The 14,719-nt window shown below is 71.1% G+C and carries 14 protein-coding genes; 1 reads left to right on the forward strand and 13 read right to left on the reverse strand.

The annotated features are described in order from the left end of the window. The 13 genes from metK to pyrR form a co-directional block, all read right to left on the reverse strand. The coding region (metK, locus tag RIF68_RS09215; RefSeq protein WP_309050654.1) for a methionine adenosyltransferase at positions 1–874 on the reverse strand (874 nt) is incomplete at its 3' end. Positions 875–1,140: 266 nt separating this feature from the next. Beyond that, positions 1,141–2,400 carry a bifunctional phosphopantothenoylcysteine decarboxylase/phosphopantothenate--cysteine ligase CoaBC gene (coaBC, locus tag RIF68_RS09220; protein WP_309050655.1) on the reverse strand — a complete coding sequence of 420 codons (1,260 nt, stop codon included), beginning with the start codon at positions 2,398–2,400 and terminating at the stop codon, positions 1,141–1,143. Positions 2,401–2,458: 58 nt separating this feature from the next. Then, complete coding sequence (gene rpoZ, locus RIF68_RS09225) at positions 2,459–2,731, reverse strand: DNA-directed RNA polymerase subunit omega (RefSeq protein ID WP_005319902.1); 273 nt, start codon at positions 2,729–2,731, stop codon at positions 2,459–2,461. A gap of 28 nt (positions 2,732–2,759) precedes the next feature. Beyond that, positions 2,760–3,323, reverse strand: coding sequence for a guanylate kinase (gene gmk, locus RIF68_RS09230; RefSeq protein ID WP_309050656.1), 564 nt, complete (start codon positions 3,321–3,323; stop codon positions 2,760–2,762). A 72-nt stretch (positions 3,324–3,395) separates the two neighbouring features. Next, the gene (locus RIF68_RS09235; protein ID WP_026246651.1) at positions 3,396–3,719 is read right to left on the reverse strand and encodes an integration host factor; all 324 of its coding nucleotides are present in this window, start codon (positions 3,717–3,719) and stop codon (positions 3,396–3,398) included. 300 nt (positions 3,720–4,019) lie between these two features. After that, positions 4,020–4,856, reverse strand: a complete 837-nt coding sequence (pyrF, locus tag RIF68_RS09240) for an orotidine-5'-phosphate decarboxylase (protein WP_309050657.1) — start codon at positions 4,854–4,856, stop codon at positions 4,020–4,022. Continuing rightward, complete coding sequence (locus tag RIF68_RS09245; RefSeq protein ID WP_309050658.1) at positions 4,853–5,962, reverse strand: quinone-dependent dihydroorotate dehydrogenase; 1,110 nt, start codon at positions 5,960–5,962, stop codon at positions 4,853–4,855. The genes pyrF and RIF68_RS09245 overlap by 4 nt, the downstream gene beginning before the upstream one ends. Before the next feature lie 68 nt (positions 5,963–6,030). Further along, positions 6,031–9,339: a carbamoyl-phosphate synthase large subunit gene (carB, locus tag RIF68_RS09250; protein ID WP_309050659.1), complete on the reverse strand. Its 3,309-nt coding sequence runs from the start codon at positions 9,337–9,339 to the stop codon at positions 6,031–6,033. Next, positions 9,332–10,471, reverse strand: coding sequence for a glutamine-hydrolyzing carbamoyl-phosphate synthase small subunit (gene carA / locus RIF68_RS09255; protein ID WP_309050660.1), 1,140 nt, complete (start codon positions 10,469–10,471; stop codon positions 9,332–9,334). Before carA ends, carB begins: the two co-directional genes overlap by 8 nt. After that, on the reverse strand, positions 10,468–11,055 hold the full coding sequence (locus tag RIF68_RS09260; RefSeq protein ID WP_309050661.1) for a hypothetical protein: 588 nt from the start codon (positions 11,053–11,055) through the stop codon (positions 10,468–10,470). Before RIF68_RS09260 ends, carA begins: the two co-directional genes overlap by 4 nt. Next, entirely contained in the window at positions 11,052–12,338 is a 1,287-nt protein-coding gene (locus tag RIF68_RS09265; RefSeq protein ID WP_309050662.1) for a dihydroorotase, read from the reverse strand. Before RIF68_RS09265 ends, RIF68_RS09260 begins: the two co-directional genes overlap by 4 nt. Positions 12,339–12,340: 2 nt before the next feature. After that, the gene (locus RIF68_RS09270; RefSeq protein ID WP_309050663.1) at positions 12,341–13,324 is read right to left on the reverse strand and encodes an aspartate carbamoyltransferase catalytic subunit; all 984 of its coding nucleotides are present in this window, start codon (positions 13,322–13,324) and stop codon (positions 12,341–12,343) included. Positions 13,325–13,410: 86 nt separating this feature from the next. Further along, the gene (gene pyrR, locus RIF68_RS09275; RefSeq protein WP_309050664.1) at positions 13,411–13,974 is read right to left on the reverse strand and encodes a bifunctional pyr operon transcriptional regulator/uracil phosphoribosyltransferase PyrR; all 564 of its coding nucleotides are present in this window, start codon (positions 13,972–13,974) and stop codon (positions 13,411–13,413) included. Positions 13,975–14,219: 245 nt separating this feature from the next. Here pyrR and bldD point away from each other — a divergent pair. Then, the coding region (gene bldD / locus RIF68_RS09280; RefSeq protein WP_309050665.1) for a transcriptional regulator BldD at positions 14,220–14,719 on the forward strand (500 nt) is incomplete at its 3' end.

Below are 14,719 nucleotides of genomic sequence, written 5' to 3' on the forward strand. Positions count from 1 at the left end.
CCGAGCGGTCGACCTTGGACGGGTCCTTGCCGGAGAAGGCGCCGCCGCCGTGGCGGGCCATGCCGCCGTACGTGTCGATGATGATCTTGCGGCCGGTGAGGCCGGCGTCGCCCATCGGGCCGCCGATCTCGAAGCGGCCGGTCGGGTTCACCAGGAGGCGGTAGCCGTCGGTGTCGAGCTTGATGCCGTCCTCGACGAGCTGCCCCAGGACGTGCTCGACGACGAACTCGCGGATGTCGGGCGCGAGCAGCGACTCGAGGTCGATGTCGGAGGCGTGCTGCGAGGAGACGACGACCGTGTCGAGGCGGACGGCCTTGTCGCCGTCGTACTCGATGGTGACCTGGGTCTTGCCGTCGGGGCGCAGGTACGGGATGGTGCCGTTCTTGCGGACCTCGGTGAGGCGGCGGGAAAGCCGGTGCGCCAGGTGGATGGGCAGCGGCATCAGCTCGGGGGTCTCGTCCGACGCGTAGCCGAACATCAGGCCCTGGTCGCCGGCGCCCTGCTTGTCCAGCTCGTCCTCGTCACCCTCGACACGCTTCTCGTACGCGGTGTCGACACCCTGGGCGATGTCCGGGGACTGCGATCCGATGGACACCGACACGCCGCAGGAAGCGCCGTCGAAGCCCTTCTTGGAGGAGTCGTAACCGATCTCCAGGATCTTGTTCCGGACGAGGGTCGGGATGTCCGCCCACGCCTTGGTGGTCACCTCACCGGCGACGTGCACGAGACCGGTGGTGATCAGCGTCTCGACGGCGACGCGGGAGGTGGGGTCCTCCCGGAGCAGCGCGTCGAGAATGGTGTCGCTGATCTGGTCAGCGATCTTGTCGGGGTGACCCTCGGTGACGGATTCCGAGGTGAACAGACGACGGGACACAACGCTCCCTGGGGTTGCAGCGGCTGCTGGCTATGGGTTGAGCGGACCGGCAGGGGGCTGCGCCCCGCGACGTTCCGCGAACAGTCTATCGGTCGTGACCAGCGAGTGAAGCAGGTGTCTCGCCAGGCGAATGGTCGGGGTCGGGCCGGACGGCCCGGGTGGCGGGCGGCCGGCCCGCCTCCCGTGCGACGCGAATCACCCTCAAGGGGGTGTTTCCCCCACCGCCCGGTAGCCGTCCGGCCACCTCGGTGCGGGAGGCCGAAGTGTCAGGTCGCGGGGCGCAGCCGGGGCAGCACCAGGTCCCAGACGGTCTCGGCGAGCGCTTCCTTGGGGCCGTACGGTACGGGGGTCTCGGCACCGTCCGAGGCGAGGATCACGGCCTCGTTCTCCTCCGAGCCGAAGGTCTTGCGCTCACCGACCTCGTTGACGACGAGCAGGTCGCACCCCTTGCGGCGGAGCTTCTCGCGGCCGTGGGCGAGCACCTCGTCGGTCTCCGCCGCGAAGCCGACGACGACCTGGCCGGGCAGGGCGCGGTCGGCGGAGAGCTCGGCGAGGATGTCGGGGTTGCGGACCAGCTCGACGGTGGGCGCCCCGCCGTCGTCCTTCTTCTTGATCTTCCCCGAGGCGTAGACGGCGGGCCGGAAGTCGGCTACGGCGGCGGCCATGACCACGGCGTCGGCGTCGGCCGCCGCCTTGAGGACGGCCTCGCGGAGCTGGACGGCGGTACCGACGTGCACGACGTCGACGCCCGCCGGGTCGGGGATGTTGGTGTTGGCCTCGACGAGGGTGACCCGCGCGCCCCGGGCGGCGGCGGCCCTGGCGAGGGCGTAGCCCTGCTTGCCGGAGGAGCGGTTGCCGAGGTAGCGGACGGGGTCCAGGGGCTCGCGGGTGCCGCCGGCGCTGACGACGACATGGCGTCCGGCGAGGTCCGGCGCGGCGGTGCCGCGGGCCAGGATCCGGCGGCAGACCTCGAAGATCTCGGCGGGGTCCGGGAGGCGGCCCTTGCCGGTGTCGACGCCGGTGAGCCGGCCGACGGCGGGCTCGATGACGACGGCGCCGCGGCGGCGCAGGGTGGCCACGTTCTCCTGGGTGGCCGGGTGCTCCCACATCTCGGTGTGCATGGCGGGGGCGAAGACCACCGGACAGCGGGCGGTGAGCAGGGTGTTGGTGAGGAGGTCGTCCGCGAGGCCGTGGGCGGCCTTGGCGAGCATGTCGGCGGTGGCGGGGGCGACGACGACCAGGTCGGCGGCCTGCCCGATGCGGACGTGCGGCACCTCGTGGACGGTCTCCCACACCTCGGTGGAGACCGGGTTGCCGGAGAGGGCGGACCAGGTCGCCGCGCCGACGAAGTGAAGGGCCGCGTCGGTCGGGACGACGCGGACGTCGTGGCCGGACTCGGTCAGCCGCCGCAGCAGCTCGCAGGCCTTGTAGGCGGCGATGCCGCCACTCACGCCCAGGACGACCCTCGGCTTGCTCACCACTGTCACTCCCCGCGACTCCCCGTGCTCGGATGCGTACGACTCCATGAGACACCACAGGCCCGGCGGACGTGCCGCCGGGCCTGGGATGACGAACGTGACGCGCTTACTGAGCCGGACCCTCGATGGCCTCGGACGTCAGCAGGCCCGCGTTGATCTCGCGCAGGGCGATCGAGAGCGGCTTCTCGTGGACGTGGGTGTCGACGAGGGGGCCCACGTACTCCAGCAGGCCCTCACCGAGCTGCGAGTAGTACGCGTTGATCTGACGCGCGCGCTTGGCCGCGTAGATCACGAGGCTGTACTTCGAGTCCGTGGCCTCGAGCAGCTCGTCGATCGGCGGGTTGATGATGCCCTCGGGCGCGGTGATGGAAGAGGACACGCTCTACCTTCCGAAGATGGATAAAAGATCAGACTACGTGCATCAACGTTAGCAGCTCGCGCGCCACGTCCTCGACGGAGGTGTTGACGAGGGTGGTGTCGAACTCCGCCTCGGCGGCCAGTTCGACCTTGGCGGCGGCCAGTCGGCGCTCGATGACCTCGGGCGACTCGGTGCCGCGGCCGGTCAGCCGGCGGACCAGCTCCTCCCAGCTCGGCGGAGCGAGGAAGACCAGCTGGGAGTCGGCCATGGACTCCTTGACCTGGCGGGCGCCCTGGAGGTCGATCTCCAGGAGGACGGGCTCACCCGCCTCCAGGCGGTCGAGGACCGCACGGCGGGGGGTGCCGTAGCGGTTGCCCGCGAACTCGGCCCATTCGAGGAGCTCACCGTTGGCGACCAGCTTGTCGAACTCGTCGTCCGTGACGAAGAAGTACTGGACGCCGTGCTGCTCGCCCGGGCGGGGCTTTCGTGTCGTGGCCGACACCGAGAGCCAGACCTCGGGGTGGACCTTGCGCATATGAGCGACGACCGTGCTCTTGCCGACCCCGGAGGGGCCGGAGAGCACGGTCAGTCGCGGACGTGCCTCTGCTGCCATGCAGCGATTATTCCAGTGGTTCGCCCCCGCTCGCGCAGCAAGGACGCCCGGTGCCGGAAATGTACCGAAAGGTCAGGCGCCGGTGCTGCCGAACTCGCGCTCCAGGGAGGCGATCTGGTTGGAGCCGAGACCTCGGACACGGCGGCTCTCGGAGATGCCGAGCCGCTCCATGATCTGCTTGGCGCGGACCTTGCCCACGCCCGGCAGGGACTCAAGGAGCGCGGAGACCTTCATCTTGCCGATGACGTCGTTCTCCTGGCCCTGCTTGATGACCTCGTGGAGGGAGGCGCCGGAGTGCTTGAGTCGATTCTTGACCTCGGCCCGCTCCCGGCGAGCCGCGGCGGCCTTTTCGAGCGCGGCTGCGCGCTGTTCAGGGGTAAGGGGCGGAAGAGCCACGCCTACGTCACCTCGGATGTCGAACTGTCGGATACGGACCGGTGAGGAACCTAGTCGCCCCCACACCAGTGGAGCAACGATCAACGCAGTGCCCGTTGAACGCCCGCTCTGCTCCGGAGACTAGCGGCCGAGACCGCTCCAGTCAGCGAGAACAGCGGAAAAGTCCTGGTCAGCATCGACCGACCAGGACTTTTCGGGCATAACGACCGGGTTTTGAGCCAACTTTTCGTCAAGGAGTGAGACGGACCACCCCAACCCCGCCGATCCGCTCCGACCTGCGGAATTGCCTCGGGACCCGGATCAGGCGCCGACGGCGGCCCGGATCTCTTCCGCGTACCGCTCCGCGGAGGCGCGCAGCGCGGCGGCGTCGGGACCGTGCCGCAGGACGCCCCGGCTGACGTTCGGGACGACATTGCGGACAGCGGCGCCGAAGACGGCCGGGAGATCCGCGGGAGTGGCTCCCTGCGCGCCGATGCCCGGGGCGAGGAGGGGGCCGTTGATGTCCAGGTCGAAGGAGGACAGGTCGCCCAGGGTCGCGCCGACGACCGCGCCGAAGGAACCCATCGGGGACTCCCCCGCGTTCTCCTCCGCCAGGTGGGCGAGCATCGTCGCGCCGATCGTCCGGCCGTCCTCGCGCACGGCCCGCTGGACCTCGGCCCCCTCCGGGTTGGAGGTGAGGGCGAGGACGAAGAGGCCGGCGCCGGACTCACGGGCCAGGTCCACGGCCGGCTTCAGGGAGCCGTAGCCGAGGTACGGGGAGACCGTGAGCGCGTCGGAGAAGAGGGGCGCGTCCTTGCGCAGGAAGGTCTCCGCGTAGGCGGCCATCGTCGAGCCGATGTCCCCGCGCTTGGCGTCCATCACGACCAGACCGCCGGCTTCCCGCAGGTCCGCGACGGCCCGCTCCAGGACGGCGATGCCGCGCGAGCCGAAGCGCTCGAAGAAGGCGCACTGGGGCTTGAAGACGGCCACGGTGCCGGCCAGGGCCTCCACCACGGTGAAGGTGAAGCGCTCCAGACCCGCCACGTCGTCCGCGAGGCCCCAGGAGTCCAGCAGGGCGGCGTGCGGGTCGATGCCGACGCAGAGGGGGCCGCGCTCGTCCATGGCGGCGCGCAGGCGGGTACCGAACGAGAGGGTCATGCGGTGGCCTTTCGGGTGTCGGCGCCGACGGCCTCGGCGAGGGTGGCGTACGGGGAGGCGGCGAGGCGCGCGGCGAGGCCCTTGTGGATCGCGCGGGCGTAGAAGGGGCCCTCGTAGATGAAGGCGCTGTAGCCCTGGATCAGCGTGGCACCGGCGAGGATGCGCTGCCAGGCGTCCTCGGCGTTCTCGATGCCGCCGACGCCGACGAGGACCATCCGGTCGCCCACGCGGGCGTACAGGCGGCGCAGGACCTCCAGGGAGCGGGCCTTCACGGGGGCGCCGGAGAGGCCGCCGGTCTCCTGGACGAGGGCCGGGTCCGACCTCAGCCCGAGGCCCTCACGGGCGATGGTGGTGTTGGTGGCGATGATGCCGTCGAGGCCGAGCTCCAGGGCCAGGTCGGCGACGGCGTCCACGTCCTCGTCGGCGAGGTCGGGCGCGATCTTGACGAGGAGCGGGACCCGGCGGTCGGTGACCGTGCGGTCGGCCGCCTCGCGCACCGCGGTCAGCAGGGGGCGCAGTGACTCGGTGGCCTGGAGGTTGCGCAGGCCGGGGGTGTTCGGGGAGGAGACGTTGACGACGAGGTAGTCGGCGTGGCGGGCCAGCCGCTCGGCGGACTTCACGTAGTCGGCGGTGGCCTCCGCCTCGGGCACGACCTTGGTCTTGCCGATGTTGACGCCCACGACGGTCCGGAAGACGGGCCGGCGGGCGGCGAGGCGGGCGGCGACGGCGGCCGAGCCGTCGTTGTTGAAGCCCATGCGGTTGATCAGGGCGCGGTCCTGGACGAGCCGGAACAGGCGCTTGCCGGGGTTACCGGGCTGGGGCTCGCCGGTGACCGTGCCGATCTCGACGTGGTCGAAGCCGAGCATGGCCATGCCGTCGATGGCGACGGCGTTCTTGTCGAAGCCGGCGGCGAGGCCGAAGGGGCCGTGCATGCGCAGGCCCAGGGCCTCGGTGCGCAGCTCCTTGTACCGGGGGGCGAGCGCGGCGGCGGCGAAGGTGCGCAGCACCGGGGTGCGGGCGGCCAGCCGGATCCAGCGGAAGGCCAGGTGGTGGGCCTTCTCGGGGTCCATGCGCTTGAAGACGAGGTCGAAGAAGAACTTGTACATGGGTCGCTCCAGGTCATGACGAGGGGGACACCGCAGATCTGCCGGTGTCCCCCTCCTCGTACGGGCTGCTAGTCGCGGGCCGCGGTCAGGTGCTCCGCGTGCTCCTGGAGCGAGCGGACGCCCACGTCACCGTGGTTGAGGGCGTCGATGCCCTGGACGGCCGCGGCGAGCGCCTGGACCGTGGTGAGGCACGGGACGCCGCGCGAGACCGCCGCCGTACGGATCTCGTAGCCGTCGAGGCGGCCGCCGGTGCCGTACGGGGTGTTGACGATCAGGTCGACCTGGCCGTCGTGGATGAGCTGCACGATGGTCTTCTCGCCGCCCGGGCCCTCGCCCTCGCTGAGCTTGCGCACGACGGTGGCGTTGATGCCGTTGCGCTTGAGGACCTCGGCGGTGCCGGAGGTGGCGAGCAGCTCGAAGCCGTGGGCGACGAGCTCGCGGGCCGGGAAGATCATCGAGCGCTTGTCGCGGTTGGCGACGGAGATGAACGCGCGGCCCTTGGTGGGCAGCGGGCCGTAGGCGCCGGCCTGCGACTTGGCGTAGGCCGTGCCGAAGACCGCGTCGATGCCCATGACCTCGCCGGTGGAGCGCATCTCCGGGCCGAGGACGGTGTCGACGCCGCGGCCGTGCACGTCGCGGAAGCGCGACCACGGCATCACGGCCTCCTTGACGGAGATCGGCGCGTCGAGCGGCAGGGTGCCGCCGTCGCCGTTCCTCGGCAGCAGGCCCTCGGCGCGCAGCTCGGCGATGGTGGCGCCCAGCGAGATGCGGGCGGCGGCCTTCGCGAGCGGCACGGCGGTGGCCTTCGAGGTGAAGGGCACGGTCCGGGAGGCGCGCGGGTTGGCCTCCAGGACGTACAGGATGTCGCCGGCCATGGCGAACTGGATGTTGATCAGGCCGCGGACGCCGACGCCCTTGGCGATGGCCTCGGTGGAGGCGCGCAGGCGCTTGATGTCGTGGCCGCCGAGGGTGATCGGAGGCAGGGCGCAGGCCGAGTCGCCGGAGTGGATGCCGGCCTCCTCGATGTGCTCCATGACGCCGCCGAGGTAGAGCTCCTCGCCGTCGTAGAGCGCGTCGACGTCGATCTCGATGGCGTCGTCGAGGAAGCGGTCGACCAGGACCGGCCGGGTGGGGCTGATCTCGGTGGACTCCGCGATGTACGACTCCAGACGGGCCTCGTCGTACACGATCTCCATGCCGCGCCCGCCGAGCACGTACGAGGGACGTACGAGCACGGGGTAGCCGATCTCGTCGGCGATGGCCTTGGCGCCGGCGAAGGTGGTCGCGGTGCCGTGCTTGGGGGCGGGCAGGCCGGCCTCGGCGAGGACCCGGCCGAAGGCGCCGCGGTCCTCGGCGGCGTGGATCGCCTCCGGGGAGGTGCCGACGACGGGGACGCCGTTGTCCTTGAGGGCCTGCGAGAGGCCGAGCGGGGTCTGGCCGCCGAGCTGGACGACGACGCCGGCGATCGGGCCCGCCAGGGACTCGGCGTGGACGATCTCCAGGACGTCCTCCAGGGTGAGCGGCTCGAAGTACAGCCGGTCGGAGGTGTCGTAGTCGGTGGAGACGGTCTCCGGGTTGCAGTTGACCATCACGGTCTCGTAGCCCGCGTCGCTCAGGGCGAAGGAGGCGTGGACGCAGGAGTAGTCGAACTCGATGCCCTGGCCGATGCGGTTCGGGCCGGAGCCGAGGATGATCACGGCGGGCTTCTCGCGCGGCGCGACCTCGCTCTCCTCGTCGTAGGACGAGTAGAAGTACGGGGTCTTCGCGGCGAACTCGGCGGCGCAGGTGTCGACCGTCTTGTAGACCGGGCGGACGCCGAGGGCGTGCCGGACCTCACGGACGACATCCTCGCGCAGGCCGCGGATCTCCGCGATCTGGGCGTCGGAGAAGCCGTGGCGCTTGGCCTCGGCGAGCAGCTCGGGGTCGAGCTTCTCGGCGGCGGCCAGCTCGTCGGCGATCTCCTTGATGAGGAACAGCTGGTCGACGAACCACGGGTCGATCTTCGTGGCCTCGAAGACCTCCTCGGGCGTGGCGCCGGCGCGGATGGCCTGCATCACCGTGTTGATGCGGCCGTCGGTCGGCCGGACCGCGTCGCGCAGCAGCTCGGTCCTGTCGCCGGGCTCGCCGGTGAAGGCGAACTGGGAGCCCTTCTTCTCCAGGGAGCGCAGGGCCTTCTGGAGCGCCTCGGTGAAGTTGCGGCCGATCGCCATGGCCTCGCCGACCGACTTCATGGTCGTGGTCAGCGTGGAGTCGGCGGAGGGGAACTTCTCGAAGGCGAAGCGGGGTGCCTTGACGACGACGTAGTCGAGGGTGGGCTCGAACGACGCCGGGGTCTTCTCCGTGATGTCGTTCGGGATCTCGTCCAGCGTGTAGCCCACGGCCAGCTTGGCGGCGATCTTGGCGATCGGGAAGCCGGTGGCCTTGGAGGCGAGCGCGGAGGAGCGGGAGACGCGCGGGTTCATCTCGATGACGATGATCCGGCCGTCGGCGGGGTTGACCGCGAACTGGATGTTGCAGCCGCCGGTGTCGACGCCGACCTCGCGGATGATCGCGATGCCGATGTCGCGCAGCCGCTGGTACTCGCGGTCGGTGAGGGTCATCGCCGGGGCGACGGTGATGGAGTCGCCGGTGTGGACGCCCATCGGGTCGAAGTTCTCGATGGAGCAGACGACCACGACGTTGTCGTGCTTGTCGCGCATCAGCTCCAGCTCGTACTCCTTCCAGCCGAGGATGGACTCCTCCAGGAGCACCTCGGTGGTCGGGGAGAGCGTGAGGCCCTGGCCGGCGATGCGGCGCAGCTCCTCCTCGTCGTGGGCGAAGCCGGAGCCGGCGCCGCCCATGGTGAAGGAGGGGCGGACGACGACGGGGTAGCCGCCGAGGGTCTCGACGCCCTTGAGGACGTCGTCCATGGAGTGGCAGATGACCGAGCGGGCGGACTCGCCGTGGCCGATCTTGGCGCGGACGGCCTCGACGACGCCCTTGAAGAGGTCGCGGTCCTCGCCCTTGTGGATCGCCTCCACGTTGGCGCCGATGAGCTCGACGCCGTACTTCTCCAGGACGCCCTGCTCGTGCATGGAGATCGCGGTGTTGAGCGCGGTCTGGCCGCCGAGGGTGGGCAGGAGGGCGTCGGGGCGCTCCTTGGCGATGATCTTCTCGACGAACTCGGGGGTGATCGGCTCGACGTAGGTGGCGTCGGCGATCTCCGGGTCGGTCATGATCGTCGCCGGGTTGGAGTTGACCAGGATGACCCGCAGGCCCTCGGCCTTGAGGACGCGGCACGCCTGGGTGCCGGAGTAGTCGAACTCGGCGGCCTGGCCGATGACGATCGGGCCGGAGCCGATGACCAGGACGGACTGGATATCGGTGCGCTTAGGCACGCTCGGCCTCCATCAGGGATACGAAGCGGTCGAAGAGGTACGCGGCGTCGTGCGGGCCGGCGGCCGCCTCAGGGTGGTACTGGACGGAGAAGGCGGGCCGGTCGAGCAGCCGAAGGCCTTCCACGACGTTGTCGTTCAGGCACACGTGGGAGACCTCGGCGCGCCCGAAGGGGGTGTCGGAGACCGTGTCGAGGGGCGCGTCGACGGCGAAGCCGTGGTTGTGCGCGGTGACCTCGACCTTGCCGGTGGTGCGGTCCTGGACGGGCTGGTTGATGCCCCGGTGGCCGTACTTCAGCTTGTAGGTGCCGAAGCCGAGCGCGCGGCCGAGGATCTGGTTGCCGAAGCAGATGCCGAAGAGGGGGGTCTCGCGGCGCAGGACCTCCTGCATGAGGGCCACGGGGCCGTCGGCGGTCGCCGGGTCGCCGGGGCCGTTGGAGAAGAACACGCCGTCGGGCTCCACGGCGTAGACGTCCTCGGCGGTGGCGGTGGCGGGCAGGACGTGGACCTCGATGCCGCGCTCGGCCATCCGGTGCGGGGTCATGCCCTTGATGCCGAGGTCGACGGCGGCGACGGTGAACTTCTTCTCACCGATCGCGGGGACGACGTACGCCTCCTTGGTGGCGACCTCGGCGGAGAGGTCGGCGCCCTTCATCTGGGGCTGCGCCTGGACCTTGGCGAGCAGTTCGCCGTCGCCGCGGACGGCGTCGCCGGAGAAGATGCCGACGCGCATGGCGCCGCGCTCGCGCAGGTGGCGGGTGAGGGCGCGGGTGTCGACGCCGGAGATGCCGACGACGCCCTGGCGCTCCAGCTCCTCGTCGAGGGTGCGGGTGGCGCGCCAGTTGGAGGGGACGCGGGCGGGGTCGCGGACGACGTAGCCCGAGACCCAGATGCGACCGGACTCGGGGTCCTCGTCGTTGACGCCGGTGTTGCCGACGTGCGGGGCGGTCATGACCACGACCTGGCGGTGGTACGACGGGTCGGTGAGGGTCTCCTGGTAGCCGGACATGCCGGTGGAGAACACGGCCTCGCCGAAGGTCTCCCCCACGGCCCCGTAGGCGCGGCCGCGGAAGATGCGGCCGTCCTCCAGGACGAGTACGGCGGGAACCCTGGTTCCCCTGGTGGAGGTCGTCATCGTGCGATGCCTTCCGTCGTGCTTACGGGGTTCATGGAGTTGAGGGCCTCGACCCAGGCGGTGTGCTCGGCCGCCCGGTCGGATCGGAAGCCGGAGTCGAGCAGCTTCCCGCCGTGCTCCCAGGTGACGATCAGGAGCCCGCCCTCGGCGAGGACCTTGCCGGCGATGCCCTTGTCCAGGCGGGCCTCGCGCAGGGCGGCGGCGGGGATGAGGAAGTCGGACGCCCCGGGGCGTACGACCGAGATCCCGGCGTCGGTGAGCGTGAGCTCGGCCCGGCTGCGGGTGCCCAGTCCGTGGGCCACGATCCGGTCGAGCCACTGTCCGGCGGTCGTGGAGCCGTGGTAGCGCCCGCTGAGGGTCAGTGTCGTCTCGCCGGGGCTCTCCGGCAGCGCGGGGAGCGGCGGCAGGTCCGACTGGAGGCTGCCGCGCCACTTCCATCCCTGGCGCATGAGCCAGTAGACGAAGGCGATGAAGAGCAGCAGTCCGGCGACCCAGCCGAGCCGCGCGGCCCAGTCGGTCACCTCCGCCGACTTCTGTTCGGCGGTCTCCGCAGCCTGTGCGGCGAGGGTGATGAGTGGTGTCACGCCAGCTTCCCGTCCACGAGCGTTGCCCGGCCCCGCAGGAAGGTGTGGGTGACGCGTCCCGGCAGCTCGCGGCCCTCGTAGGGGGTGTTGCGGCTGCGGGAGGCGAAGCCCGCGGGGTCCACGACACCACGGTATGCCGGATCGACCAGCGTGAGGTTCGCGGGCTCACCAGCCGAGACGGGCCGGCCGTGGCCGCGGGCCCGGCCGATGCGGGCGGGGGCGAAGGACATGCGGTCGGCGACGCCCGCCCAGTCGAGCAGACCGGTCTCCACCATCGTCCGCTGGACGACGGAGAGGGCGGTCTCCAGGCCGACCATGCCCATGGCGGCTGCGGCCCACTCGCAGTCCTTGTCCTCGTGCGGGTGCGGGGCGTGGTCGGTGGCGACGATGTCGATGGTGCCGTCGGCGAGGGCCTCGCGCAGGGCGAGCACGTCACGCTCGGTGCGCAGCGGCGGGTTGACCTTGTAGACCGGGTTGTACGTGCGGACCAGCTCGTCCGTGAGGAGGAGGTGGTGCGGGGTGACCTCGGCGGTGACGTCGATGCCGCGGGACTTGGCCCAGCGGACGATCTCGACGGAGCCGGCGGTGGAGAGGTGGCAGATGTGGACGCGGGAGCCGACGTGCTCGGCGAGGAGGACGTCGCGCGCGATGATCGACTCCTCTGCGACGGCCGGCCAGCCGCCGAGACCGAGCTCGGCGGAGACGATGCCCTCGTTCATCTGGGCGCCCTCGGTGAGGCGCGGCTCCTGGGCGTGCTGGGCGACGACGCCGCCGAAGGCCTTCACGTACTCCAGGGCGCGGCGCATGATGACCGCGTCGTCGACGCACTTGCCGTCGTCGGAGAAGACGGTGACGCCGGCGGCGGAGTCGTGCATGGCGCCCAGCTCGGCGAGTTTCCTGCCCTCCAGGCCGACGGTGACGGCGCCGATGGGCTGCACGTCGCAGTAGCCGGACTGCTTGCCGAGGCGCCAGACCTGCTCGACGACGCCGGCGGTGTCGGCGACGGGGAAGGTGTTGGCCATGGCGAAGACGGCGGTGTAACCGCCGGAGGCGGCGGCGCGGGTGCCGGTGAGGACGGTCTCGGAGTCCTCGCGGCCGGGCTCGCGCAGGTGGGTGTGGAGGTCGACCAGGCCGGGCAGCAGGATCCGGCCGGCGGCCTCGATCACCTCGGCGCCCTCGGCGGACAGGCCGGTGCCCACGGCCTCGATGGTCTCGCCGTCGATCAGGACGTCCTGCGGCTCACCGCCCAGGATCTGCGCACCGCGGATCAGGATCTTGCTCATGGTCACTTGCTCTCCTCGGTACGGGCGGGGGTGGTGGGGGCGGGCTCGGAGCCACCGAGCAGCAGGTAGAGGACGGCCATGCGGATGGAGACGCCGTTGGCGACCTGCTCGACGACCGTGCAGCGGTCGGAGTCGGCGACCTCGGCGGTGATCTCCATGCCGCGGACCATGGGGCCGGGGTGCATGACGACGGCGTGCTCGGGCATCTTCGCCATCCGGTCGCCGTCGAGGCCGTAGCGGCGCGAGTACTCGCGCTCGGTGGGGAAGAAGGCGGCGTTCATCCGCTCGCGCTGCACCCGGAGCATCATGACCGCGTCGGACTTCGGCAGCACGCTGTCGAGGTCGTAGCTGATCTCGCAGGGCCAGGTCTCGACGCCGACGGGGACGAGAGTGGGCGGGGCCACCAGCGTGACCTCGGCGCCGAGGGTGTGCAGCAGGTCGACGTTGGAGCGGGCGACGCGGCTGTGCAGGATGTCGCCGACCAGGGTGATGCGCTTGCCGGCGAGGTCCTGGCCGAGGCCCGCGTCGCGGCCGACGAGGCGGCGGCGCATGGTGAAGGCGTCCAGGAGGGCCTGGGTGGGGTGCTGGTGGGTGCCGTCGCCCGCGTTGATGACGGGGGCGTCGATCCAGCCGGAGGTGGCGAGCCGGTAGGGGGCGCCGGAGGCGCTGTGCCGGATGACGACGGCGTCGACCCCCATGGCCTCCAGGGTCTGCGCGGTGTCCTTCAGGGACTCGCCCTTGGAGACGCTGGACCCCTTGGCGGCGAAGTTGATCACGTCGGCGGAGAGGCGCTTCTCGGCGGCCTCGAAGGAGATCCGGGTCCGCGTGGAGTCCTCGAAGAAGAGGTTGCAGATCGTCCGGCCGCGCAGGGTGGGCAGCTTCTTGATCGGCCGGTCGCCCACCCGGGCCATCTCCTCGGCGGTGTCGAGGATGAGGACGGCGTCGTCGCGGGTGAGGTCGGCGGCCGAGATGAGGTGACGCATCATCGGGGGTGTCTCTCCGGTGTCGGGAGGTATGAGGGCATGCCGGGGCGCGGGGACGGGCCCCGGCCCCGTGGGGAAGCCGGTCCGGTTCAGGAGGCGGGCTGCGAACCGAGCAGCACGGTGTCGCGGCCGTCCTCCTCGGAGAGCTGCACCTTGACCGTCTCCCGCAGCGACGTGGGGAGGTTCTTGCCGACGTAGTCGGCGCGGATCGGGAGTTCGCGGTGGCCGCGGTCGACGAGGACCGCGAGCTGGACGGCGCGCGGGCGGCCGATGTCACCGAGGGCGTCGAGCGCGGCGCGGATGGTGCGCCCGGAGAAGAGGACGTCGTCCACGAGGACGACGAGGCGGCCGTCGACGCCCTCGCCGGGGATGTCGGTGCGGCCGATGGCGCGGGCGGGCTTCATCCGCAGGTCGTCCCGGTACATGGTGATGTCGAGGGAGCCGACCGGGATCTTGGTGCCGGTGATCGATTCGAGCTTGTCGGCGAGCCGCCGGGCGAGGAAGACGCCGCGGGTGGGAATGCCGAGGAGGACCACGTCGTCGGCGCCCTTGGCGCGCTCGACGATCTCGTGGGCGATACGGGTCAGGACCCGCGCGATGTCGGGGGCCTCGAGAACGGGCCGTGCCGCACCGGTCTGCTGCTGTGCGTCCATGTGAAACGGACCTCCTTCTCCGCCTCACGGGACGGACCTTAAAGGACGTCGGAATTGCGCCGTCCACTCTACCAGGACCGAACGGTCCCCCTGTCCACGCCCCAGGCGCCACACCGGGCACCGTCCCTCGCAGGGGGTCGGTACGGACCATTCGGCTTGACGGGAAAGAGTAACGCTGCGTAACCTCACAGTGAGTTACCAGCCGCGCGGCGCAGCCGCATGTCGTCACAGCGTCCGGGAGCGTTATGTCCAGCGAATACGCAAAGCAGCTCGGGGCCAAACTCCGCGCCATCCGCACCCAGCAGGGTCTTTCGCTCCACGGGGTGGAGGAGAAGTCCCAGGGCCGCTGGAAGGCCGTCGTGGTCGGCTCCTACGAGCGTGGCGACCGCGCGGTGACCGTGCAGCGTCTGGCGGAGCTGGCGGACTTCTACGGGGTGCCGGTGCAGGAGCTGCTGCCGGGCACGACCCCCGGCGGTGCCGCCGAGCCCCCGCCGAAGCTGGTCCTGGACCTGGAGCGGCTCGCGCACGTCCCCGCGGAGAAGGCCGGCCCGCTCCAGCGCTACGCGGCGACGATCCAGTCGCAGCGCGGCGACTACAACGGCAAGGTGCTGTCGATCCGCCAGGACGACCTGCGCACCCTGGCCGTCATCTACGACCAGTCCCCCTCGGTCCTCACCGACCAGCTGATCAGCTGGGGCGTGCTGGACGCGGACGCGCGCCGCGCGGTCGCCCACGAGGACAACTG

Source organism: Streptomyces sp. (assembly GCF_031178505.1).
In the GTDB taxonomy this organism is placed as follows: Bacteria; Actinomycetota; Actinomycetes; order Streptomycetales; family Streptomycetaceae; genus Streptomyces; species Streptomyces gulbargensis.